Annotated in this window: 18 protein-coding genes and 1 pseudogene; 8 read left to right on the forward strand and 11 right to left on the reverse strand. The window is 70.7% G+C overall.

The window, feature by feature from the left end; all coding sequences use genetic code 11:
• Window positions 1-106: 106 nt before the first annotated feature.
• Complete coding sequence (locus FA582_RS09180) at window positions 107-2,719, reverse strand: RHS repeat-associated core domain-containing protein (protein ID WP_029541312.1); 2,613 nt, start codon at window positions 2,717-2,719, stop codon at window positions 107-109.
• Window positions 2,720-2,798: 79 nt separating this feature from the next.
• On the opposite strand from FA582_RS09180, the gene FA582_RS09185 reads away from it, so the two are divergent.
• Window positions 2,799-4,169: an IS256 family transposase gene (locus tag FA582_RS09185; RefSeq protein ID WP_420853147.1), complete on the forward strand. Its 1,371-nt coding sequence runs from the start codon at window positions 2,799-2,801 to the stop codon at window positions 4,167-4,169.
• Between the two features lie 17 nt (window positions 4,170-4,186).
• Here the strand turns inward: FA582_RS09185 and FA582_RS09190 are convergent, their stop codons facing one another.
• Window positions 4,187-8,284, reverse strand: coding sequence for a DNRLRE domain-containing protein (locus FA582_RS09190; RefSeq protein ID WP_010147302.1), 4,098 nt, complete (start codon window positions 8,282-8,284; stop codon window positions 4,187-4,189).
• Between the two features lie 324 nt (window positions 8,285-8,608).
• Here FA582_RS09190 and FA582_RS17725 point away from each other — a divergent pair.
• Together FA582_RS17725 and FA582_RS17165 are read left to right on the forward strand one after the other, a co-directional pair.
• Window positions 8,609-9,412, forward strand: a pseudogene (locus FA582_RS17725) (sugar phosphate nucleotidyltransferase); the annotation flags it as partial.
• A gap of 178 nt (window positions 9,413-9,590) precedes the next feature.
• A complete protein-coding gene (locus FA582_RS17165) occupies window positions 9,591-9,845 on the forward strand; it encodes a GlgC family sugar phosphate nucleotidyltransferase (RefSeq protein WP_238705433.1) in 255 nt (84 codons plus the stop codon).
• Between the two features lie 32 nt (window positions 9,846-9,877).
• On the opposite strand, the gene FA582_RS17170 is transcribed toward FA582_RS17165, so the two are convergent.
• Genes FA582_RS17170 through FA582_RS09215 form a run of 5 tightly spaced genes read right to left on the reverse strand, consistent with a single transcriptional unit; the run spans window position 9,878 to window position 14,095 of the window.
• Entirely contained in the window at window positions 9,878-10,966 is a 1,089-nt protein-coding gene (locus tag FA582_RS17170; RefSeq protein ID WP_238705434.1) for a hypothetical protein, read from the reverse strand.
• On the reverse strand, window positions 10,963-11,982 hold the full coding sequence (locus tag FA582_RS09200; RefSeq protein WP_010147536.1) for an NAD(P)H-dependent flavin oxidoreductase: 1,020 nt from the start codon (window positions 11,980-11,982) through the stop codon (window positions 10,963-10,965). The genes FA582_RS17170 and FA582_RS09200 overlap by 4 nt, the downstream gene beginning before the upstream one ends.
• Window positions 11,979-13,253 carry a deoxyguanosinetriphosphate triphosphohydrolase gene (locus FA582_RS09205; protein ID WP_010147537.1) on the reverse strand — a complete coding sequence of 425 codons (1,275 nt, stop codon included), beginning with the start codon at window positions 13,251-13,253 and terminating at the stop codon, window positions 11,979-11,981. The genes FA582_RS09200 and FA582_RS09205 overlap by 4 nt, the downstream gene beginning before the upstream one ends.
• 30 nt (window positions 13,254-13,283) lie before the next feature.
• Window positions 13,284-13,823: a hypothetical protein gene (locus tag FA582_RS09210; protein WP_010147538.1), complete on the reverse strand. Its 540-nt coding sequence runs from the start codon at window positions 13,821-13,823 to the stop codon at window positions 13,284-13,286.
• Entirely contained in the window at window positions 13,823-14,095 is a 273-nt protein-coding gene (locus tag FA582_RS09215; protein ID WP_010147540.1) for a DUF2277 domain-containing protein, read from the reverse strand. The genes FA582_RS09210 and FA582_RS09215 overlap by 1 nt, the downstream gene beginning before the upstream one ends.
• 61 nt (window positions 14,096-14,156) lie before the next feature.
• Between FA582_RS09215 and FA582_RS09220 the strand changes: the two genes are divergently transcribed.
• The gene (locus FA582_RS09220) at window positions 14,157-15,404 is read left to right on the forward strand and encodes an aminotransferase family protein (protein WP_010147541.1); all 1,248 of its coding nucleotides are present in this window, start codon (window positions 14,157-14,159) and stop codon (window positions 15,402-15,404) included.
• Complete coding sequence (locus tag FA582_RS09225) at window positions 15,401-16,270, forward strand: sulfurtransferase (RefSeq protein WP_010147542.1); 870 nt, start codon at window positions 15,401-15,403, stop codon at window positions 16,268-16,270. Before FA582_RS09220 ends, FA582_RS09225 begins: the two co-directional genes overlap by 4 nt.
• Window positions 16,271-16,358: 88 nt before the next feature.
• Here FA582_RS09225 and FA582_RS09230 read toward each other — a convergent pair whose 3' ends face one another.
• Complete coding sequence (locus FA582_RS09230; RefSeq protein WP_010147543.1) at window positions 16,359-16,883, reverse strand: type 1 glutamine amidotransferase domain-containing protein; 525 nt, start codon at window positions 16,881-16,883, stop codon at window positions 16,359-16,361.
• Between the two features lie 44 nt (window positions 16,884-16,927).
• Window positions 16,928-18,127, reverse strand: a complete 1,200-nt coding sequence (gene dusB, locus FA582_RS09235) for a tRNA dihydrouridine synthase DusB (RefSeq protein ID WP_010147544.1) — start codon at window positions 18,125-18,127, stop codon at window positions 16,928-16,930.
• Window positions 18,128-18,225: 98 nt separating this feature from the next.
• Between dusB and FA582_RS09240 the strand changes: the two genes are divergently transcribed.
• The gene (locus FA582_RS09240; protein ID WP_010147545.1) at window positions 18,226-19,371 is read left to right on the forward strand and encodes a glycerophosphodiester phosphodiesterase; all 1,146 of its coding nucleotides are present in this window, start codon (window positions 18,226-18,228) and stop codon (window positions 19,369-19,371) included.
• Window positions 19,372-19,420: 49 nt separating this feature from the next.
• On the opposite strand, the gene FA582_RS09245 is transcribed toward FA582_RS09240, so the two are convergent.
• The gene (locus tag FA582_RS09245) at window positions 19,421-20,317 is read right to left on the reverse strand and encodes a LysR family transcriptional regulator ArgP (RefSeq protein WP_010147546.1); all 897 of its coding nucleotides are present in this window, start codon (window positions 20,315-20,317) and stop codon (window positions 19,421-19,423) included.
• Between the two features lie 83 nt (window positions 20,318-20,400).
• Between FA582_RS09245 and FA582_RS09250 the strand changes: the two genes are divergently transcribed.
• Window positions 20,401-21,009 carry a LysE/ArgO family amino acid transporter gene (locus tag FA582_RS09250; protein ID WP_010147547.1) on the forward strand — a complete coding sequence of 203 codons (609 nt, stop codon included), beginning with the start codon at window positions 20,401-20,403 and terminating at the stop codon, window positions 21,007-21,009.
• Between the two features lie 36 nt (window positions 21,010-21,045).
• On the opposite strand, the gene FA582_RS09255 is transcribed toward FA582_RS09250, so the two are convergent.
• A complete protein-coding gene (locus FA582_RS09255) occupies window positions 21,046-22,452 on the reverse strand; it encodes a glycine--tRNA ligase (RefSeq protein WP_010147548.1) in 1,407 nt (468 codons plus the stop codon).
• 55 nt (window positions 22,453-22,507) lie between these two features.
• Between FA582_RS09255 and FA582_RS09260 the strand changes: the two genes are divergently transcribed.
• A complete protein-coding gene (locus FA582_RS09260; RefSeq protein WP_010147549.1) occupies window positions 22,508-22,849 on the forward strand; it encodes a DUF6703 family protein in 342 nt (113 codons plus the stop codon).
• Window positions 22,850-22,882: the final 33 nt, after the last annotated feature.

Raw genomic sequence — 22,882 nt, forward strand, 5'->3', positions numbered from 1 at the left:
ACCAGCCGCGTATGACGCCCACGCGATCACGAAAGATGCTAAGGCAATTAGAACGTGGGGCCATATCGAAAGGTGACTACGATACCGCACTTCGCCTGCCCTGTCGTTAATAGTATCTCCTAACTGAACGCGAACGCTTCTTTGACACCGCCCACGAAGCCGATGAGCCCGATGACCATGAAGCTACTGTGGTTACAGCGTAACGATGCCTTCGCATACTTCGCCGGGAAGAATACGCCTGTGATTTTCGTGCCGCATATCGAAATCCTGCCCTAGCCGCCCCTCCCCCGATGACGCCGACCGCAGAGCCAGCCGCATAGCTTCCGGCCTGCCGCCACTTCCCCTGGATGGCATAAGCCCCCCCAAAATAGATTCCACAGCCTGCCGCGACAATTCCCCAAGAAACGTTGCACCCAGACTTTATTGCTCGACCCCAACGGGAGTTCGTGCTCCACCGCGCAGCGCGGCGCACGCCACCCCAGGCGGACTTAGCCTTCGACCCGGCCCAACTCCTTGCCTTCTTCCAGCCCCACGCTCCTGTTAAGTCCTCAACATTGATTGGGTCAGAGGGGTAGGTGTAGGTGTTGTGGTTTCCGCCGTAGATGGGGTCGGTGGAGGTGAATCTGCCAGTGGCCGGGTTGTAGAACCGGACGCCCATGAGGGTGAGGCCGAAGGTTTCTCCTGGGGTGGCGCGTTCTTTGGTGCCGAGCCACCCGTAGCCGAGTGGTCCGCTGACCGTAGCGTTGGCTGCTGGGGTGCGGGGAGTGCCGTACTCGGTGTAGTCGGACCAGGCGGTGATCCCGGTGACCGCCCCGGTCTCGGGCAGGCTGATGGTGCTGACCACGTCTCCGTGCGGGTTCGCGATGGTGAGCTCGGCAACCGTGGCCCCACCTGTGGTGGTGGTGCTGATCCCGAGGTCTCCACCGATACCGGGCAGGAACCGGGTGGTGGTGCCACCCTCGTAGCTGGTCCAGGTCGGGTTGTCGGAGTCGTCGCCGTAGTGGCGCACGATCTCGCTCTTGGCGGTGATTCCACCGGGGAACGGGCCTTGCCCCGCCGTGGTTTGCACCAGGCGCCGGCCTGCAGGGTCAAGGGTGAACGCGGTCGTGGTGGTGCCCTGCTTGATTGATCTGGGTGCGTCGGTGTCGTAATAACCCAGGGTCAGGTCAGCGGTTCCCATGTGCGTATCAGCCTTGGGGATGAGGGTTTGCCGCCCGAACTGGTCATAGACATACGCGCCTTGCCCGCTGGCCCCGGTGGTCGCGGCGTCACCCGTGTTGTACGCCCAGGTGGTCGTGGTGCCGGTGGTCGACCCACACGGGGTCGTCTTCAACGCGGTCCGGTTGGAGTTCGCGTCAAAGCTGTAGGTCCGGGTCTGACAGACCCCGGGCGCTGAGACCTCACCGTCGGCAGGGGTGGTGTTGACGGTGCCGGCGTGGGTGGTCGCCGTCAGGTCATCCACCCGGGTCAGGCGGGACAGTGGGTCGTAGGTGAAGGCCCGTTCGTACCCGTACCCGTCCCCGACACCGCCGGTCCCGTCGGGGGTGGTGGTGTCGGAGCCGTCGAGGACGGCACCGGCGGGGGTGGACTCCAACGCGATGCGGCCGAGGGGGTCGTTCAGGATGCTCCACCCGAGCCAAGTACCTGTTGTGCTGGCGCCGGTTTCGGGGTCGGTCAGTGGGCCGGTGACGAACTGCTCAATGGGTTCGCCGGCAGGGTCGGTGCGCCACGTGTGGGAGATTCCCCCTGGTGCGGTCTGCGCGATCAGGGTGCTGTTCGCGTCGTAGGCACCGGTCAGGATGAAGGACCGTCCTCCCGTGGCGTGCACGACCTTGGTGGGCAGCCCGCGGCGCTCTGGGCGGCCGAGCCCGTCGGTGCCGTCGTAGGTGTAGGTGACGGTCCCGTTCGGGTCGGTGAGGGTGGCCACTCGGCCGGCGCTGTCATAACTGGTGGTGGTCGTCTCGCCCTGGGCATTGGTGTACCCGGTCAGGCGGCCCCAGTCGTCGTAGCTGTGGCTGATCGTGCCGAGGACCGACCCGGAGGAGTGGACCGATTCAGTCTTGGTCACAGCGCCAGTCGTCTGGCTGTACGTCGTGCGCGTGTCAGGCACCGGGGAGGCCCCGGTCAGTCCCGAGGTTGCTGTCGCGACCTGTACGGGCCGGGACGCGGTGTCATAGGTCGTCGTCGTGGTACGTGTCGCACCGTTGGACGTCTCGACCGTGGTGGTCGGTGCCAACCACATCGAGTACCCAGTGGTCCGCTCGGTGGGGAACCCCGTCGCCGGGGTGCTCATCGGCCCTTCCAGACAGACCAGACCAGCCCAGGCAGGCTTGTTCCCGCACGCCGCGTCTGAACTGTTCGCGCCCGCGCTGTAGTACACGCTGCGGCGGGTACCCGGCCCCGTACCGGTAGTTGCCTCGGAAGGTTGCCTGGTCTGGGTGACCCGACCCTCGGCATCCAGGACGGTCACTGAGGTTGATGTCGTCGACCCGAACCCGGTGACGACCTTCGTCGGGACAGCGAACTCCCACCCCGAGCCGGTACCGGACACGACCGGGTCGTAAGAGTTCACCGTCTTGGACAGGACGACAGGGTTGCCGTTGGCGTGGATGTCTTCGAGGTTGGTCCCGGCGGCGGTCACGGTGACCGTGGTCGCAAGGTTGTACCCGGTGCCGGAAGCCGGGTTGAGACCCCCGTTGGGTGCGCCCTGGTCATACACGGTCTTCGTGTGCGGGGGGGGTGTCAGATGGTCTGTGTAAGTGCCGGGTCTCCGACCGAGAAGGAGATTGACTGTGAGCATGACGCACGACGAGATGAGGGCCGAGGATCTGGACCAGGTCGAGGTGGAGCATCGGGCCGCGGCTGCGCGGCTGCGTGAGGAGTTCTTCGACGACGAGCTGGTCGACAAGTTGCTCGCGGCGACCGGTGAGCGCGGGGTGTCCTTGACCGGGGCCGGTGGCTTCCTGCCCGAGATGATCAAGACCGTCCTGGAGCGCGGCATGGGAGCCGAGCTGACCGACCACCTCGGGTACGCCAAGGGCGACGCGGCCGGCCGAGGTTCGGGGAACTCCCGCAACGGCACGACCCCCAAGACGGTGGGCACCGAGGTCGGTGACATCGCCCTGGACCAGCCGAGGGACCGCAACTCCACGTTCTCCTCGGCGCTGGTGCCCAAGGGCGCCCGCCGCCTCGGCGGGCTGGAGGACATGATCATCTCCCTGTACGCCGGCGGGATGACCGTTCGCGACATCCAGCATCATCTGGGCGCGACGCTGGGCACCGAGCTGAGCCACGAGACGATCAGCAACGTCACCGACGCCGTGCTCGAGGAGGTCAAGGCCTGGCAGTCCCGCCCGCTGGAGGCGTTCTACCCGGTGATCTACCTCGACGCCCTGGTGGTCAAGGTCCGCGACGGGTCGCACGTGACCAACCGCTCGGCGCACGTGGCCGTCGGCGTCGACATGGACGGCGTCAAGCACGTCCTGGGCATTTGGGTCCAGGCCACCGAGGGCGCCAAGTTCTGGGCCGGCGTGTGCGCCCAGCTGGCCAACCGCGGCGTCAAGGACGTGCTCATCGTCTGCTGCGACGGGCTGACCGGCCTGGCCGAGGCGATCGAGGCGACCTGGCCGCACGCGATGGTGCAGACCTGCGTGGTGCACCTGATCCGGGCCTCGATGCGGTTCGTCTCCTACGCCGACCGCAAGGCCGTCGCCGCGATGCTGCGCCCGATCTACACCGCCGCTGACGAGGACGCAGCGCTCATGGCGCTGGCCGCCTTCGCCGACTCCAACCTGGGCAAGAAGTACCCCGCTGCGGTCGCCACCTGGGAGAACGCCTGGGACCGGTTCATCCCCTTCCTGGCGTTCGGGCCCGCGCTGCGCAAGGTCATCTACACGACCAACAGCATCGAGAGCCTGAACTACCAGCTGCGCAAGATCATCAAGAACCGCGGCCACTTCCCCAGCGACGAGGCCGTGATCAAGCTGCTCTGGCTGGCAATCATGAACATCGAGGACAAACGAGCCCGAGAACGAGCCAAGCAGGCCAGCAAGGGCAAAGACCGAAAGTCGGTGCCCCGCCTGATCGAAGGCGCCGCCGTCACCGGTTGGAAAGCCGCCCTTGGCGAGCTCGCCCTCGTCTACCCCGACCGCGTAAACGCCTACCTGTAAACCCAATGTGACCCACATCACTTACACAAACATCGTGACAAGCTCGTGTGCGGCCGGACGTTCTCAGTCACGCCCAGCCCTGGCACGTGCGAGGTCCTCGCCGGTCCGTACGAGTCCGTCTCCAGTGTCCCTGCAGGCGCTAGGACCGTCCCGTCAGCCGCGGTGAGGTCCTCGCTGTTGTACACCGTCAGCTCTGCCAGTGTCTGAACCTGGTCGGCGGACCACACCTGCTCGCCGTCCTCGAGACCGGTGGGACCGAAGACACCGGTCTTAGCGATCGCTGAGGCGTCGAGCTCTCGCACGACGTTGCCGTGCTGGTCATACCCGGTCGCCGTGACCTGCCACTGATCGGCACCGTACGACGCAGTGTTCACGGTGTACCCGCGCGCGGTGGTGTACTGCACCTCAGCGTGCACCCAGTCACCCGCAGGTACCGCTGCCGGGGTTGTCGCGGTGATGGGCTTGTCCTGACCGAAGACCGCCGCGGCGTACGTCGGGGTCTGCGCAGCGTCCTGACCCCACGCGGACACAGTTGCGGTGTCCAAGGCCGGCAGACCGGCCGGTGGGGTGCTCGGGTTGATGCTGTACACGAACCGGGCGACCTGTGTTCCGCCCTGCTTGACCGCCGTCAGCTGCGCCGGGACCGTCCCGGTGCCGCCGGTGTACTCCAGAGTGTGGGCGCTCAGCCCGGGCGGAGTCAGGGAGGTCAAACGTCCGGCACTGTCATAGGCGTACGCGGTGGCCAGACCCGTCCGCGGGTCCGTCACGGACGCCAGGCGCTTCGTCGTCGCGTCATAAGCGTAGGAGGCGACGACGGTCGTCTCCATGCCCGCCCCACCGGCCTTGGCCGGGTTGAACAGCGTCGCGGAGACCGACTTGACCTGTCCACTGACCTCTCCTCCGGAGGTCGTGGTCCCGTAGGTGATGTCCAGCACCCGACATCCGGGGGCCGTGACCGCACCGGTGCCGGGGCAGGACACTCCGGTCGGGGACGGGGCGATGATCCGGGTCACCCTGCCGGCGCTGTCCCGGGCGAAACTCATCTGGCCCGGGACCCCGATCTCCACCACACTCGCCGGGGAGAACACGCCAGCCTTCCCCGCCGCCGGAGCCTGGGTCGAGGACGCCGGAGTGAACGTGGTGACGTTCCCGTCCAGGTCGGTCAGCTCCACCTTCGTCGACGACCCCGATCCAGAGACCGCAGCGCTGATCCCGGCCGCGGCCGTCTCCTCACTCCCAGGCAACCACGCCCCCGTTTCCAGGGTGGCGACCTTGCGGGCGGTGTACGTTCCACTGCTCGAGGAGGGAGGGTCGAACACGATCGCTTCCCCGTCGCCACCGACCAACACCAGCGAGCCGTCGAGCAGGGTGTTGTCAATCAGCGTCGCCCCGGCCAACCCAGCGTCCGACCCATCCAGATTCGCGACCCACCCCGGACCGAACACGCCCTGGGCCGCCGTGGCGGGCAGCCCATACGTCGCGTGGGAGCGAGACAGGGACATCTGCCCCGTGTACCCCGGTACGGACACATCCGTGACCGTGGTGTTGAACTCCCCGGTGAACAATGCCACCTGGCCCGGGCCAGCCTCAGCCACCGGGAACCCGTCACCAAAAGCGTGCGGCACCCGGAACACCGACCGGGCGTCCGCTTCCCCCGTGCACTTCGTCGCCCCACCGCCGTACGTGAAGCAGACCTGCACCTCAAGCACCACAGGCATTCGCTCATCCGCACCAGTATTGGTGTTCACGGCCGGGGCAGCGGTGTTCCAGTTCCCGGTCGCAACCGACTGTCCGTCCTTCTGAGCAACGGAGACCGAGTCAGCAGCATCGAACCAGTTCGACGCATCGGAACCACCAGCCGACCCCGCGGTCCGGTACTGGATCTTCGCGCTCACCGTTTGCCCCGACTGCGCCGGAGGTGCGGCCGCACTGACCGGTACCACCCCGGTCACCGTGGGCCGAGGATCACCCACGGGTGCCGCCATACCTGCCGCTCCGTAACCGAAGGAGTACACCACCTGCGAGGTTTCCACCCCTGTGCGGTTCACCCCGATCACCCGAACGTTATGCCCACCCGCAGCACGCGGAACCGTCACATTGACCCCTGCTACGGCTGGGTCAGTGCTGTTCGGGATCGAATAGGTCTTCCACGCACCGGCATCGACCTGCACCTTCAGCTGCACGTTCTGATCCCACGTCGACGCCGCTGCCCCACTGACCCGACACGTCACATTCGAGGTCGGAACGTTCGTGGCCCACGACCCGTCCGTGTACGGCGCGGGGCACGACACCACCGGGGCCGCCCCGGCTGTCCAGTCGGTGTAGAACATCTTGAACCCCGACCAGGAACCAGTCATGCCTCCCCCGTCATGAGCCCGCGCCCTGACGAAGTACCGCATGTGGTTCGACAGATCCACCCCCGGAGTGCACCCCACAACCGTGCCACCCGTCCTCAACAACGACATGCACGAGGCCACCAGCGTCGCCGACGACACATTCGAGTTCGCGGTGTGTACCTCGAACTCCAGCTTCACCGTGTTCCCGTCCGGGTCCGACGTGGACGACTCGAACCGAGGCCGCTTGTACTTCGTCCACGTCTGCGCCGCCCCATCCCCTGGGTTGACATACGTGCTCGACGTCGACGAGGCCAGCACCGGGGTCGCCGGCGTCGCCGGTGCCCGGTTCCACGTCACCTCCAACACCGGCGGATACGACGACTCCGATGAGTAGAACCGCTTCCACCCAGACGAATCCGTCTCCGACCCCGCACGAACCATCACCGTCTTCGTCCCCGCCGCCTGACCCGACCAGGTCTGCACCAGAGACGTCATCGGAATCTTCACCCGCCCCTGCGCACAGTCACCCGTGCCGTCCGACCGCTTCGCCGCATCCACACTCCCCACCGGGGTCGAGCTCGCCGCAGGCCTCGTCGACCACGTCACCGACGACGACGCCGTACTGCTCGTCGAATACACCCCCACCGGTTTCGCCGTGCACGACCACGCCCAGTTCTCATACAACGACAACTGCGCACTCTTGATCTGCTTCCCCACAAGAGAGGCCGTCGAGAAATTCAAGAAGGACCGGGCCACGTCCGTGCCCCCGTTATACGTCCCCACCAGCAACTCGTCATCACTAGCGTTCGCTGCCGACGGGTACGCCTTCTGCACGTACGTGTCCATCGTGGGAGCAACGTTCAACGCCGCATACGTGGGGTCCACCGTCACCGGGAACACCCGGGCAGGATCCATCAACCACTCCCGGGACACGGACAACGTCAACGTGGCCTTCCCCCGCCCAGCACCCTGCTGGACCTGCAGGTCCACCGGCGTCAGATTCGACGGGCCCCCCGAGAACTCATCCACCACCGCATCAAACGCCTCAGGTGCCACCACCTGCGACACGACGCGCTCCTTGGCATCGACGAACTCCACCACCCCTTCCTCCCCGCCCTGCCGCGCAACCAAACCCTTGGCCTGCAGCGGGATGGACCATGACACCTGGTCCCCACCAGGCAGGCCAGCAACAGCGTCCGCACTCTCGATCACAAAGGTCTGCTCAAACCCCGAGCGGCGGGCATCAATCACCACATCAATCCCAGGCCACGAATCCGCATACCGAGCCACCGGACCATCCAGCTCAGGCTCACCACGCAGCGGCAACCGCCAAACCACCTCACGCCCAGCCCCAGGATGAGACACCGACACATCAGACAACCCCTCGGCTCGGCCCTCGCCCGGCAACCCCAAACCCAAAGGGTGCGCAGCCGGACCCACCGAACCATCCGCACGCTCCACCATGTCCAGATCGACCTCGACCCAGCCACCCTCCCCATCCGCGAAGCGCTGCTGACCCAACGCCGAAGCCGTGGTGAACGAACCGTCCGGATTCACGACCGTCGTCGAGAACTCATCCGTCAACGACTCCACCAGCACCGGCTCCCCGCCAACCCGGGCAGCCACCGACGCGGCCACCAGATCCTCCTCACCCTCAGGAGTCACAACCGGCTCGGCGCCAGCGTCCGCCGCCTCGATGACCTCAGAAGCCTCCTCGCTGCCAGGAGAAGCAACAGCCCCCGGAACATCCCCGACAGTCATCGCCAGAACAAGGACCATCGACCACGCCAGCCAACGAACCCATCACCGCCAAGCCTCAGGAAACCCGACCCAACCCCAACCCATAGACACCCCAGCACCGCGCACAGGCAGCCCCTGACTCCAGCAAGACCCCGCCCAGCGCGAAGCAACTAGAGGGAAAAATAGGCGAGCAACGGTGCCTACTGATAGATCCGAAGGGTCACAATTTCGTAACGGAAGTTGCGAGAGCGCGGTTCTTCCTCCCCCCGGAGGGACATCGGACGGTGTCACGGCGGGTGAGACAGCCTCCGGACGTCCGGTCGGCGCAGCGCCCGGGTCCGCACTACCGTAGCTGCCGTGACGATGATTCCCGACCTCCGCACCCTGGCCGTCGTGCAGGCCGGTGGTCAGGGCAGCCGGATGGACGTGCTGACCCGGGAGCGGGCCAAACCCGCCCTCCCCTTCGCCGCGAGCCACGCGCTCGTGGACTTCCCGCTCTCGGTCCTGGCGGCTGCCGGGGTGAGCGACGTCTGGGTCTCCGTACAGTTCCAGTCCAGCTCCCTCGACAGCTACCTCGCGGGCGGCCGCCCGTGGGACCTCGACCGGACCCGCGGCGGATTCCGCCGTCTCACCCCCGAGGAGGGGTCGGGGACGGCCCACGAGGACGGCTTCAGCCACGGCAACGCCGACGGTCTCTTCCGGATGCGCGAGGCGATCAGGATCGCCGACCCGCACGTGCTGATCGTCATGTCGGCCGACCACATCTTCAACCTCGACCTGCGCCCGGTCGTCGCCGCCCACCTCGACCGCGAGGCGGAGTGCACGGTCGTCACCGCCGAGATCGGGGTGCAGGAGGCGGTGCACAAGGTGGTGGTCGAGCACGACGACGCGGGCTTCGTCAGCGCGGTGCGCGCCAAGCCGTCCTCCACGGAGTCGGGCACCGTCGCCACCGAGATCTTCCTCTACCACCCGCCGACCCTGCTGACCCAGCTCGAGCAGCTGCGCGCCGGGCTCCAGGCCACCGCGGACGACGATGACGACACCGGCCTCGGCGACTTCGGCGACCACCTCCTGCCCTCGCTGGTCCGCCGCGGGCGGGTCCACGCCACCCCGATGAGCGGCTACTGGAAGGACGTCGGGCGACCCCAGGCCTACCTCCAGGCCCACCGTGACCTGCTCACGGGCAAGGTCGACGTCTTCGACCACCCGACGCGGCCCATCCTCGGCCAGACCCTCCCCGGCCCGCCCGGCTGGGTCGGTGAGGGCGGCGAGCTCGTCGAGGCGATGATCGGGCCGGGCTCGCGCGTGCGCGGTCGGGTGGTCCGGTCCGTGCTCGGGGCGCGGGGTGCAGGTGCAGCCCGGCGCGGTCGTCGAGGACAGCGTGCTGCTCGACGACGTCGTCGTCGAGACCGGCGCCCAGGTGCGGACGAGCATCCTCGACCGCGGCGTCCACGTCGGCCGCGAGGCCACCGTCGGTGCCGCTCCCGCGGGCACCCGGCTCACCGACGAGGCCATCACCCTCGTCGGCCAGGACAGCCGCGTGCGCCGCGGCACCAGCATCGCCCAAGGCGCCCGACTGGAGCCCGGCAGCACCACCTGAGGGTCTCCTCCCGCGCGTCGGGTTGGTCCCCGTCAGCGGAAGGGCGGGTAGGCCGGCAGCGCGAGGTCGCTGCTGCGCCAGGTCCGCGCCGCCCAGGTGAGCGCCTCCTCGCAGGCCGCGGCGACGTCGGGCATCTCCTCGCCGCACGCGCGCGTGACCCACCGCCAGCGCGAGACGAGCAGGGCGCGGAAGGGCGGCCCCTGCCGTCCCTCGGGCGCCATGACCCGGTCGTCCAGAGCACCGTCGAGCAGCCACAACATGCCCGACAGGACCCACAGCGCGACCGCACCCCGGACCTGCCGCGGCCAGTCCTCGTCGTCCTCCAGACCGGGCACGGCACCCGCCGCGGCCCGGGTGAAGGCCTCGAGCATGGCGTCGGTCAGCCCCGGGGGTGGGGTGAAGACGCACCAGCAGGTGCTGAACGGCTCCGCGGCGTAGGCCGCCTCGTAGGCCAGGTGCCGCACCCCGGTCCCCTCGAGGTCGAGGAGCCGGACACCGCCCGGGGTGAGCACCGCGTTGTCCGGGCAGGCGTCGCCCGGCCCGAGCACCTGCCGGGCGGTGTCGTGCTGCAGCTCGTCGACGAGGTCGCGCGCCTGCGCGACGGCCGCGCGCCCGGCCCGGATGCCGGCGACCTCGGCGAGACGGTCCAGCCCACGGCGTGGGTAGTCGACCTGCCACTGGCGGTCCTCGGCGAGCGCCGCCGACCCGAGGTCCCGCCGGGCCTGCTCCAGCTCCGCGCCGGCCACGACGGACCCGCCCAGGGCCCCCGCCCACTCGACGGTATGCCGCCACGCACCGTCCGCGTCGGCGCCCAGGAGGGCGTCGGCGAGCGTCGGGTGGGGTCCGAGGTCCTCCATGACGATCGATTGCGACGACTCCTCCGCGGCGAGCAGCCGGGGCACCTGCCGCAGGTGCCGCAGGCCGGCGACCTCCCGGCGCCAGCCCATCGCCGCGCGCCGACCCTCGGGCTGGGGCAGGAAGCGCTTGAGCACCACCGAACCTCCCCACTGCGCAGGCCCGGCGAGCACCTGCCGGCGGTGCACCTGTGAGCGTGCCGAGCCACCGAGCAGCTCCCCCTCGCCCAGCTCCACGCCCGCGGGCAGCAACCCCGACCCGGTCATCGCCCCAGCTCCCGCACGATCTCCCCCGCCGGCCGCTCCTGCGCCGCGCGCCACCCGCTCCCGGCCCAGACGTGGATCCGCCCCAGGTCGCCGCGCTCGGCGGCGGCCCGCCGGACCGGTTTGGTGAGCTGGTCGAGCACCGGGAAGGCGGCCGGGGCGTCGGCATACCGGTCGGTCCACGCGGTGGCGAGGGCGCCGGCCACCCTGCCCGAGTAGGCCCGGGTCAGGACCCGGCGGCCCAGCTGCGGGCTGCGCAGCGCCTGCCGGTAGGTGCGGTTCGCTCCCGACTCGGGCGCGAGGAGCAGTGCCGTCCCGACCTGCACCGCGCTCGCCCCGGCGGCGAGCGCACGCCGCACGTCGCCCGCGGTGGTGACGCCACCCGCCACGACCAGCGGCAGCGGTGTCTCGGGGCGCACGAGCTCGAGCAGGCCCAGGTGGTCCAGCGCCTCCGGCTCGACCGTCGGGTCGTGGGTGGCCCGGTGACCGCCGGCCTCCTGCCCCTGGAGCACGAGGGCGTCGGCCCCGACCGCGAGCGCCGCCCGGGCCTCGGCCACCGAGGTGACGCTGAGGTGGACCTCGCAGCCCGCCCGACGCCACCGGTCGACGACGTCGGCGTCCGGGACCCCGAAGGTGCACGACACCACCGACGGCGCCAGGGTCTCGACGAGCAGGACCTTGGCCTCCCAGTGGTCGGTGTCGTGCCAGTCGGCCCGCCCCAGGGTGGTGCCGAGCGCGACGGCCTCCGGCTCGATGCGCTGCGCGAAGTCCTCGACCGCAGGCTCCAGCGCCGCCCGGTCGAGCGGCTGGGGGACGAAGAGGTTGACGCCGAAAGCCCGGCTCGTGAGGTCACGGACGTGGACGAGGTCGGCGGCGAGCCGCTCCGGGGTCTGGTAGCCCGCGGCGAGCATGCCCAGGCCGCCGGCGTCGCTCACCGCGGCGACGAGCAGCGGCGTGGTGGCACCGCCCGCCATCGGCGCCCCGAGGACCGGCAGGTCTAGGTCGTGGACGAGGCTCACGACACGGCCAGGGTGGCGTGGACCGCGAGCGCGCGGGCGTCCGACAGGCTCGCGACCTGGTCGACCACGGCCCGCAGCCGTGCCACGTCGTCGCCCGCCCGCTCCGCGTCGAGCGCGGCCTCGGCGTGGATGGGGTCGAGGTGTCGGGCGTCGGCGCCGTAGTGCTCGACGAGCCGGGTGAGGATCTGCTGCTCGCGCTCCATCGTGGTGCGGCGCTCCTCGCTGAGCATGACGAAGTGGGCGGCGACCGCCTTGAGCACGGCGGCCTGCCCCCGCACCCGGTCCGGCACGACGAGGTCCGCGGCATACCGCGTCAACGCCCCCGGCCCGTGGCGCTCCCGGGTCGCGAGCTCCACGGTGTGGACGAAGTGCCCGATGAGCCGGGAGGTCATGTCCTTGAGCGCGGCGAGGTCGGCCCGGGTCCCGGTATGGGTGGTCGGCACCCACCCGGTGTCGAGGATGTCGGCGAGCGCCTCCCGCAGCGTGTCCTCGGGCAGGTCAGCGGCATACCAGTCCCGCGCCAGCGCCGCGACGCTCACCTGCACGTCCTCCTCGCGCAGGGCCCTGGGGTCGACGCGGCGCGAGGCGATGGCGTCCTCGACGTCGTGGACGCAGTAGGCCACGTCGTCCGACCAGTCCATGACCTGGGCCTCGAGGCACCGCTGCCGCGACGCCGACGTCGGGCTGCCGTCGCGGAGCCAGGCGAAGACGTCGCGGTCGTCGTCGTAGACCCCGAACTTGCCCACCCCCACCTCCGACGGGCCCTCGCCCCGGGCCCACGGGTACTTCGTCGCGGCGTCGAGGCTGGCGCGGGTGAGGTTGAGCCCCGCTGGACGCCCGTCGTCGTGGCTGCGCTTGGCCTCCAGCCGGGTCAGCACCCGCAGTGTCTGCGCGTTGCCCTCGAAGCCGCCCGCCGGAGCGGCCAGGGCGTCGAGGACGGCCTCGCCGTTGTGCCCGAAAGGCGGGTGCCCGATGTCGTGCGCCAGGCACGCGGTGTCGACGACGTCGGCGTCGCAGCCCAGGGCCGCCCCGAACTCGCGGCCGATCTGGGCGACCTCGAGGGAGTGGGTGAGCCGGTTGCGCACGAAGTCGTCGGTCGTGGGCGCGAGCACCTGCGTGGTGGCCGCCAGCCGTCGCAGCGCCGCCGAGTGCAGCACCCGGGCGCGGTCGCGGGCGAAGTCCTGCCGGTCCGACCGCTTCTGCGCCGGGTCCTCGGCCACCCAGCGCTCACGGGCGTGGGCGGGATACTCCCCGGTGGGCTGGGTGGTCACACCGCCGAGGGTATGCCGTGGGCGCGCGCGTCAGCGCGTGGACCCACCCCCGGAGCGCTCCGCCCGACCGACGCCCACCCCGGCGTCGAGCCCGCGGCGCCCGCGCACGAACGCTGCGACGCGTCGCGCCCCGTCGGCCAGGACCGGCCCCACCGGTCGGGTCGGCACGTCGCGGTATCCCCCGATCTCCAGGCCGGCGTGCCGCTCGAAGACGCTACGGGCCGCCCGGTCCCCGGTGCGCAGCCACGACCAGCCCATCGAGGCGACGTAGAGCGGCAGGAAGGGCAGACCCAGGCAGGCCGCCCACTGGCGAGAGTGGGTCAGCTCGTGCTCGAGCAGGCCGGGGCGGTGGGCGGTCAGCCGGTCGAGGTCGTGACGCGAGAAGATCACGTCGCCGATGGTGAATGCGCCCGCGGCCGGGAAGGCCCAGCGGTAGTGGTCGGCGAGGTAGCACCGGGCGGGACCGCGGCGGATCCGGGCCCCGCCGAGCGCGGCGACGCCCAGCCCCAACGGGGTCGAGAGGTTGACCCAGTTGAGCAGGTGACGGACCCGCTGCGCCCGGGTCGCCATCACGTCGTGGCGTAGCGCTTCGCCGCCCGGGCGCGGGCCTTGACGGCCTCGGTCTCCCGGTCCTTGGGCGGTGCGGTCGTCACCAGGGCATCGAGCAGGTCCTGGGTCGCCCGGGCGATCTGCGCCACCGCCGTGGCGTAGGCCTGCTCGTTGGCCTGCGAGGGCTTGGTGGACCCGCCGACCTTGCGGACGTACTGCAGCGCGGCGGCCTGCACCTCCGAGCGCGAGGCGGGCGGCTCGAAGTTGTTGAGCGGACGGATGTTGCGGCACATGGTGCTCACTGTGCCACGTCGGGGCAGGCCCCGTCAGGGGCGGACGCTAGGGTTTGGCGCCATGGGCACCTTGTGGCATCCGTTCTCCGACATGGGCTCGGTCGAGAAGACCGGCGAGCTGATCCTCACCCACGGCGAGGGGGTGCACGTCCGCGACCGTGAGGGGCGGCGCTACCTCGACGCGACCGCCGGGCTGTGGTTCACCAACGTCGGCCATGGCCGCGCCGAGCTCGCCGATGCAGCCGCGCAGCAGATGCGCCGGATCGCGGCATACTCCACCTTCGGCGACTACGCGACCGAGCCGACCGTCCAGCTCGCCGACCGCCTCGAGGGCATCGCCCCGGTGCCCGGGAGCAAGATCTTCTTCACCTCCGGCGGCTCGGACTCCATCGACACCGCGGCCAAGATGGCCCGCCGCTACTGGGTGGAGCAGGGGCGGCCGGAGAAGACCATGCTCCTGTCCCGCTCCAAGGCCTACCACGGCATGCACTACGCCGGCACGGCGCTGGCCGGGATCCCCGGCAACCGCGAGGGCTACGGCGAGCTGGTCCCCGACACCGCGCAGGTCGAGTGGGACTCCCCCGAGTCGCTCCGGGCGACGATCGAGTCCGTCGGCGCCGACCGGGTGGCCGCCTTCTTCTGCGAGCCGATCATCGGCGCGGGCGGGGTCTACCTCCCGCCGGAGGGCTACCTCGCGCAGGTGCGCAAGATCTGCACCGAGCACGACATCCTCTTCGTCGCCGACGAGGTCATCACCGGCTACGGCCGCTTCGGCGGATCGTGGTTCGCCAGCTCCGCGCTCGGCCTGGAGCCCGACCTCGTCACCACGGCCAAGGGTCTGACCAGCGGGTATGCCCCGATGGGCGCCGTCCTCGTCGCCCCCCGGGTCTGGGAGCCGTTCTTCGCCCCCGACGCCGGCGTGTGGTTCCGCCACGGCTACACCTACTCCGGGCACGCCATGGCCGCCGCGGTCGCGCTCGCCAACCTCGACCTCATCGAGACCGAGGGCCTGCTCGACGAGGCGGCCCGGCTGGCCGCCACCCTCGACCGCGAGCTGGCGCCGCTGGCCGAGCACCCGCACGTCACAGAGGTCCGCTCCGGCCTCGGTGCCGTCGCCGCGATCCAGCTGGCCGACCCGCCGACCGCGATGCGCTTCGCCGTCGACGTGCGCCGGCACGGCATCGCCACCCGCGCGTGCGGGGCCGGAGCCATCCAGGTCTCCCCCGCCTTCGTCATGACCGACGAGCAGGTCGGTGAGCTCGCCGCGGCGCTGCGCGCGGCCCTCGACGCCATGCCGGACGCCGCGTGAGCCTCGCTCCGGAGGGTCCGCTGCTCACCGTCGACGAGGTGCAGGCGGGCCTGGTCGGCCCGCCCGAGGCACGGCCGGTCCTCGTCGACGTGCGATGGGCCCTCGGCACCGACCCGGCCGCCAGCGGGGCCGCGCACCTGGAGGCGCACCTGCCGGGTGCGGCCTTCCTCGACCTGGAGGCGGTGCTGTCCGACCCGCTGCCCGGCGACGGCCGTGGAGGCCGGCACCCCATGCCGTCGCTGGAGCGCGTGCAGGAGGGTCTGCGGGCCGCCGGCGTGCGGGCGGGTCGGCCTGTCGTCTTCTACGACGAGGCGACAGGGCTCGGGGCGGCCCGGGCGTGGTGGGTCGCCGCCTACTACGGCGTCGAGGGCGCGGCGGTGCTCGACGGCGGTCTCGCCGCCTGGGCCGCGGCCGGCCTGCCGCTGGAGGGCGGCCTGGTCACCCCGGAGCCGGGCGACGTCGTGCTCGAGCCCGGCGGCCGTGAGCTCCTCGACGCCGACGGGGTGCAGGCGCATCTCGCTGCCGGTGGGCAGCTGCTGGACGCCCGCCCGGCCGACCGCTTCCGCGGGGAGAACGAGGTCGTCGACCCGGTGGCAGGACACATCCCCGGCGCCCTCAGCCTCCCGGCGTTGTCGCTCGTCCAGGAGGGTGGCGGCCTCGTCGACAGCGAGCACGTCGTGCAGGCGCTGAGCGCTGCGGGTGGGCATACCGACCGCCCGACCGCGGTCTACTGCGGCTCCGGGGTCCAGGCCGCCCACCTCGCACTGACGCTCGAGGCGCGCGGGGTGGGGCCCCGACCGGCGGTCTACGTCGGCTCGTGGAGCGACTGGATCAGCGACCCCGACCGGCCCGTCGAGACGGGCTGACCGACGATGACACCTGTGTCTGGCACCGCCGGGGCTCCGACCCCGGAAGTGCAGGACACGTCAGGTGGCTCGGGATCGCCGGGAGCTGTCAGCGGGAGAAGAGTGCCGTCATCTCGCGGTTGAAGGCGGCGAGGTCGGCGGGGGTGCGGCTCGAGACGAGCCAGGTGTCGACGACGACCTCCTCGTCCACCCAGGTGGCGCCGGCGTTGCGCAGGTCGGTCTGCAGCGAGGGGTAGGACGTCATCCGGCGGCCGTCGAGCACGTCGGCGTCGGTGAGGATCCACGCGCCGTGGCAGATGACCGACACGGGCTTGGCCTGCTGGCCGAAGTGCCGGGCGAAGGCCACGGCGTCGGCGTCCATGCGGAGCGCATCGGCGTTGCCGGTGCCGCCGGGCAGGACGAGAGCGTCGTAGTCGGCCGGGTCGACCTCGGAGACCACGAGGTCGACGTCCTGGGTGTGGCCCTTCTTGCCCGTGACCGAGCCGGACTCGGGAGCGATGAGGTGGGCGGTCCCGCCCGCCTCGACCACGGTGTTCCAGGGGCTGGTCAGCTCGCTGTCCTCGAAGCCGTCGGTGAGCAGGAACGCGATCTTCTTACCTTCAAGGGTTGCCATGTCTCCACGGTAGGAAAGATCCTCGCCTGATGCAGGCCGAGCCGTCAGCCGCCGCTGACCGAGAGCTCGGCCTGGCTGACGGCGGAGCGCTGCTCGACATCGAGGTCGCGCGACTCCAGCCACCGGTCCGGCAGCGCGACGACCCGGGCCGACCCGGCGCGCCCCCGCTGCCCCTCGGCAGCCTCACCGGGCCACGGCTGGTCAAGGTCGAGGGTGTCGATGAGGCGGTCGAGGTCGGCGAGGGTGTGCACGAGGCCGAGCTCGTGCCTCAGCTGGCCCCCGACCCGGAAACCCTTGGTGTACCACGCGATGTGCTTGCGGATGTCGCGGCAGCCGTGGCCCTCGTCGCCGTGGAACTCGGCGAGGAGCTCGGCGTGGCGGCGCAGCACGCGGCATACCTCGCGCAGGGTCGGCTCGACGCGCACGGAGGACCCCGCGAAGGCCGCGGCCAGGTCGGTGAACAGCCACGGACGCCCCAGGCAGCCGCGCCCGACGACGACCCCGTCGCAGCCCGTCCGCTCGACCATCGCCAGGGCGTCCTCGGCCGACCAGATGTCGCCGTTGCCGAGCACCGGGATGGAGGTCACCTCCGCCTTGAGCTCGGCGATGCGGCTCCAGTCGGCCTCCCCGGAGTAGGCCTGCGACGCGGTCCGGGCGTGCAGCGCCACCGCGGCCACACCCTCGTCCTCCGCGATCCGGCCGGCGTCGAGGAAGGTCTCGTGGTCGCTGTCGATCCCGACCCGCATCTTCACCGTGACGGGGATGCCCGCGGGTGAGGCCTCGCGGACCGCCTCCCGGACGATGCCGCGGAACAGCTCGATCTTCCACGGGAGAGCCGCGCCGCCACCCTTGCGGGTCACCTTGGGGACGGGGCAGCCGAAGTTGAGGTCGATGTGGTCGGCGCGGTCCTCGCTCACGAGCATCCGCACGGCCGCTCCGACCGTCGCCGGGTCGACGCCGTAGAGCTGGATCGAACGCGGCGACTCCCCCGCGTCGTGCTCGATGAGCTTCATCGAGATGGGCGTGCGCTCCACCAGGGCCCGCGAGGTGATCATCTCGCTGACGTAGAGGCAGTCCGAGCCGTCTCCGGTGCCGGCTGCGGCCAGGCCCTCCTGGCCGTACTCGCGGCACAGACGCCGGAAGGCACGGTTGGTGATGCCCGCCATCGGGGCCAGCACGACCGGGCTGTCGATGGTGTGCGGGCCGATCTGCAGCGGTGGGAGCAGGGGTGTGGTGATCGTCATGGCCTGCCCATTGTCCCATCACGCAGGCCACCGGGTGTTCACCCGAGCGCCATCGCACCGCGCGACAACGGCATACCTCCTGCCCTAGCGTGCAGAGCATGCGCACCTCACCCAGCACCGGGACCGCCGCAGCCTGCACCGCCGCCGTCCTCGCCCTGCTCGCCTCCGGCACCACCGCTCTCGCCGCGCCCTCCGACCCGCCGCCCGCCCAGGGCAACGAGGGGCGCGGCTATCGCGCGACGGAGGTCATCGCCCACCGCGGCGCCTCCGGCTACCGCCCCGAGCACACGGTCGGTGCCTACGAGCTGGCCATCCAGCAGTGCGCGGACTACATCGAGCCCGATCTCGTCATGACCGCGGACGGCGTCCTCGTCGACCGGCACGAGAACGAGATCAGCGGCACGACCGACGTCGCCGAGCGCCCGGAGTTCGCCGACCGCTACACGACCAAGGTGGTCGACGGCGTGTCCTACTCCGGCTGGTTCACCGAGGACTTCACCCTCGCCGAGCTCAAGACGCTGCGGGCGGTCGAGCGGCTGCCCGGGCTGCGCCCGGACAACACGGCCTACGACGGCCGGTGGGACGTGCCGACCTTCGAGGAGGTCCTCGAGCTCGCGGCGGCCTCGCGCACCTGCGACGGCGACCCGGTCGGGGTCATCCCCGAGATCAAGCACGGGACCTACTTCGACTCCATCGGGCTCTCCATGGAGGAGCCGGTCGTCGAGGCCCTGGCCGCCCACGGCTACGACTCCCCGCGCGACCCGGCCGTCATCCAGAGCTTCGAGGTCGCCAACCTGCAGGAGCTCGACGGCCTCACCGACGTCCGCCTGGCCCAGCTCGTCAACTGCTCCGGCGCCCCCTACGACCAGGTCGAGGCCGGGACCGGGCTGACGTATGCCGACATGGTGACCCGGGAGGGTCTGCGCGACGTCGGCGAGTATGCCGACCAGGTCGGCCTGTGCAAGGACGTCATGATCCCGCGGGAGGCCGACGGCACCCTCGGCGAGCCGACCTCGGTCATCAAGGACGCCCACCGCGCCCACCTCACCGTCGTCGGCTGGACCTTCCGCGCGGAGAACGAGTTCCTCCCCGCTGAGTTCCGCTCCTCCGACGACCCGGCCGAGCTGGGCGACATGGTCGGTGAGGTGCAGGTCTTCCTCGCGGCCGGCATGGACCAGCTGTTCACCGACCACCCCGACCTCGGCGTCGAGGCGGTCCAGACCCGGCCGCGCGGCCGCGGCTGAGGTCTCCGGTCACGCCCCCGGTCGCCCCAGGCGCGACCGGGGGCGTGCCTCAGCGGCGGTGCAGCGTCTGCGCCGCCTGCTCGGAGACGCACCGGGTGAGCACGTCGAGGGTCCGTGAGGAGAGCCGGGCGCTGAGCCAGTGCAGCGGCACCTCGGTCTGCGCCCGCGGACCGAGCGCCACCACCGCGCCCTGCTCGATCAGCGGCTCGGCCCACTCCACCGGCAGCATGCCCCACCCCATCCCCAGGACGACGGCGTCGGCGAAGCCGTGGCTGGAGCCGATGACATGCGCGGGAGGGTCGACCTCGCGCCGGGCGAGACGCCGGGCGACCCGGTGCTGCATCCGGTCGCGCTCGTCGAAGCGGACGATCGGCGCGGCGTCGAGGACGGTCGCCCGCAGCCCGTCGGCGAACCACGTGCGATGGAAGTCCGGCGAGCACACGGCGAGGTAGCGCATCGCCCCGAGCGGGGTGAGCCGACACCCTGCGACCGGCGTCGGATCGGCCGTGACGGCCGCGAGCGCGCTGCCCGCGCGGACCCGGTCGGAGGCGTACTCCTCATCCTCCCGGACCAGCTCGACGACGATCCCGAGCTCGGCCTGGGCCCGCGCCAGAGCGGGTAGCAGCCAGGTCGCGAGCGAGTCGGCGTTGACCACGACGGAGACCTGCGGGTATGCCGTGGTGCTGGTGTCGGGGACGAGCTCGGCCAGAGCGTCGCCGACGAGCACCTCCCAGTGCCCGGCCAGCCGGAGCAGCACCTCGCCGGCCGGGGTCGCCGTCACCGGCTTGGTCCGGGTGACGACGACGCGGCCCAGGGCCTGCTCCAGGGCGCGGACCCGCTGGGAGACCGCGGACGGCGTGACGCGCAACCGCGTGGCCGCACGGTCGAAGGTGCCCTCCTGCACGACGGCACTGAGGGTGGCGAGCGCCACGGGGTCGAGGTCCATGTGAAGCAATGCTAAAGGTTCTACAGAATCCTTCGTGCTGATTCATGCCAGTTTCTACCCTCGGGCGTCCTACCGTTGAGGACATGACCTTCACGCTCGTCGGCGCCGGCCTGCTCACCGGCATCGCTCTCATCGCCGCCGTCGGCGCCCAGAACGCCTACCTGCTCCGGCAGGGGCTGCGCCGCCAGCACGTCGGCGCGCTCGTGGCCTTGTGCGCCGCCTCCGACGTCGTCCTCATCGGGCTGGCCGTGCTCGGCGTGGGCGCCGCGGTCGACCAGTGGCCCGCCTTCCTCACCATCGCGCGGTGGGGCGGCGGCCTCTTCGTCATCGGCTACGGGCTGCACGTGGGCTGGCGCGCGCTGCGACCCGGGGAGAGCCTCGTCGCCCAGGGCGGCCAGCGGGTCTCGCTGCGGCGCGCCCTGACGACGATGGCCGCGCTGACCTGGCTCAACCCCCACCTCTACCTCGACATCATCGTGCTGGGCTCCATCGCCAACACCCATGGCCCCGAGGGTCGGTGGTGGTACTACGCCGGGCTGGTCAGCGCCAGCGTCCTGTGGTTCAGCGTCCTCGGCTTCGGCTCCCGGCGCCTCGCCCCGCTCCTGGCCCGGCCCCGGGCCTGGCAGGTGCTGGACTCCCTCATCGCCCTCGTCATGGTGGCCCTCGGGCTCGCCCTCATCACCGGCGGGTGACCGGCATACCTGCGGGGCGAGGCCGGGTGGCGCTCCTCAGCAGCCGATGAGACGCTGCGCGAGGTAGGACTCGACCTGGTCGAGGGAGACCCGCTCCTGGCCCATGGAGTCGCGGTCGCGGATCGTCACTGCGTGGTCCTCGAGGGTGTCGAAGTCGACGGTGACGCAGTACGGCGTCCCGATCTCGTCCTGGCGACGGTAGCGCTTGCCGATGGCACCGGCGTCGTCGACGTCGACCATCCAGTGCTGACGCAGCCGGGCCGCGAGGTCCTTGGCCTTGGGCGTGAGGTCGGCGTTGCGCGACAACGGCAGCACCGCCACCTTGACCGGCGCGAGGCGCGGGTCGAGGCGCAGCACGACCCGCTTGTCGACCCCGCCCTTGGTGTTGGGGGCCTCGTCCTCGGCATACGCGTCGACGAGGAAGGTCATGAGGGAGCGGGAGAGCCCGGCCGCCGGCTCGATGACGTAGGGCGTGTAGCGCTCGCCGCTGGCCTGGTCGAAGTAGGACAGGTCCTGGCCGGAGTGCTCGCTGTGCGTGGACAGGTCGAAGTCGGTGCGGTTGGCCACACCCTCGAGCTCGCCCCACTCGCTGCCCGCGAACCTGAAGCGGTACTCGATGTCGACGGTCCGCTTGGAGTAGTGGGACAGCTTGTCGGCCGGGTGCTCGACGAGGCGCAGGTTGTCGGGGTTGATGCCGAGGTCGGTGTACCAGCGGGTGCGCTCGTCGATCCAGTACTGGTGCCACTCCTCGTCCTCACCGGGCTTGACGAAGAACTCCATCTCCATCTGCTCGAACTCCCGGGTGCGGAAGATGAAGTTGCCCGGCGTGATCTCGTTGCGGAAGGACTTGCCGGTCTGGGCGATGCCGAAGGGCGGCTTCTTGCGGGAGGTGCCGAGCACGTTGGCGAAGTTGACGAAGATGCCCTGGGCGGTCTCCGGGCGCAGGTAGTGCAGCCCCGACTCGTCCTCGATGACCCCGAGGTAGGTCTTGAGCATCATGTTGAACTCGCGCGGCGCGGTCCACGCCTTGTTGCCGCAGTTGGGGCAGGTGATGTCGTCCAGGGAGATCTTGTCGGGGTCGACCGCATCGCCGGTCTTGCCCTTCTTGGCCGCCTTCTCCGCCATGGCCTCCTGCATGTGGTCGACCCGGAACCGCTTGTGGCACGACTGGCACTCGGTCAGCGGGTCGGAGAACTCACCGACGTGGCCCGAGGCCACCCACGTCTGGCGCGGCAGGATGATCGAGGAGTCGAGGCCGACGACGTCGTCGCGGGTCTGGACCATGGAGCGCCACCACTGGCGCTTGATGTTCTCCTTGAGCGCCACCCCGAGCGGCCCGTAGTCCCATGCCGATCGGGTGCCTCCGTAGATGTCTCCCGACGGGAACACGAAGCCACGACGCTTGCACAGGGACACGACGGTTTCGACGGTGGTGGGAGCCATACCCCCAGTCTAAGCGGCGCGAGGGAGCCCTCCCGACGCGGTTTAGGCTGGGTCGGTGAGCACCAGCCAGCCCTCCCCCGAGCCCGAGCCACCCCGCACGGCGACCGACCCGGGCCCGGTGCGCCACGCCGTGGAGCAGGCCAGCCGCCCCGCCCTCCTGCAGCTGGCGAAGCTGCCCGTCTGGCTGCCCTTCCTGGCCCTACTGCTGCTCATCCTCGGCGGCGGTCTGCTCGGGGGCGTCCTGGGTTGGATCCTCGTCGGCGCTGCCCTGGCCTTCGTCGCCTGGCTGCTCTACCTGTCCTGGCCGCGCCTCAGCGGCGTCGAGCGGCTCATGCGGGTCGCGGTCCTCCTGCTCTTCCTCGCCGTGACCGTCATCCAGCTGGTCCCGCGCGGCTGACGGCACCCGCCACGGGCGCCGGATCGCGACCGC

The sequence above is a fragment of the Serinicoccus profundi genome, assembly GCF_008001015.1.
Lineage (GTDB): Bacteria > Actinomycetota > Actinomycetes > Actinomycetales > Dermatophilaceae > Ornithinicoccus > Ornithinicoccus profundi.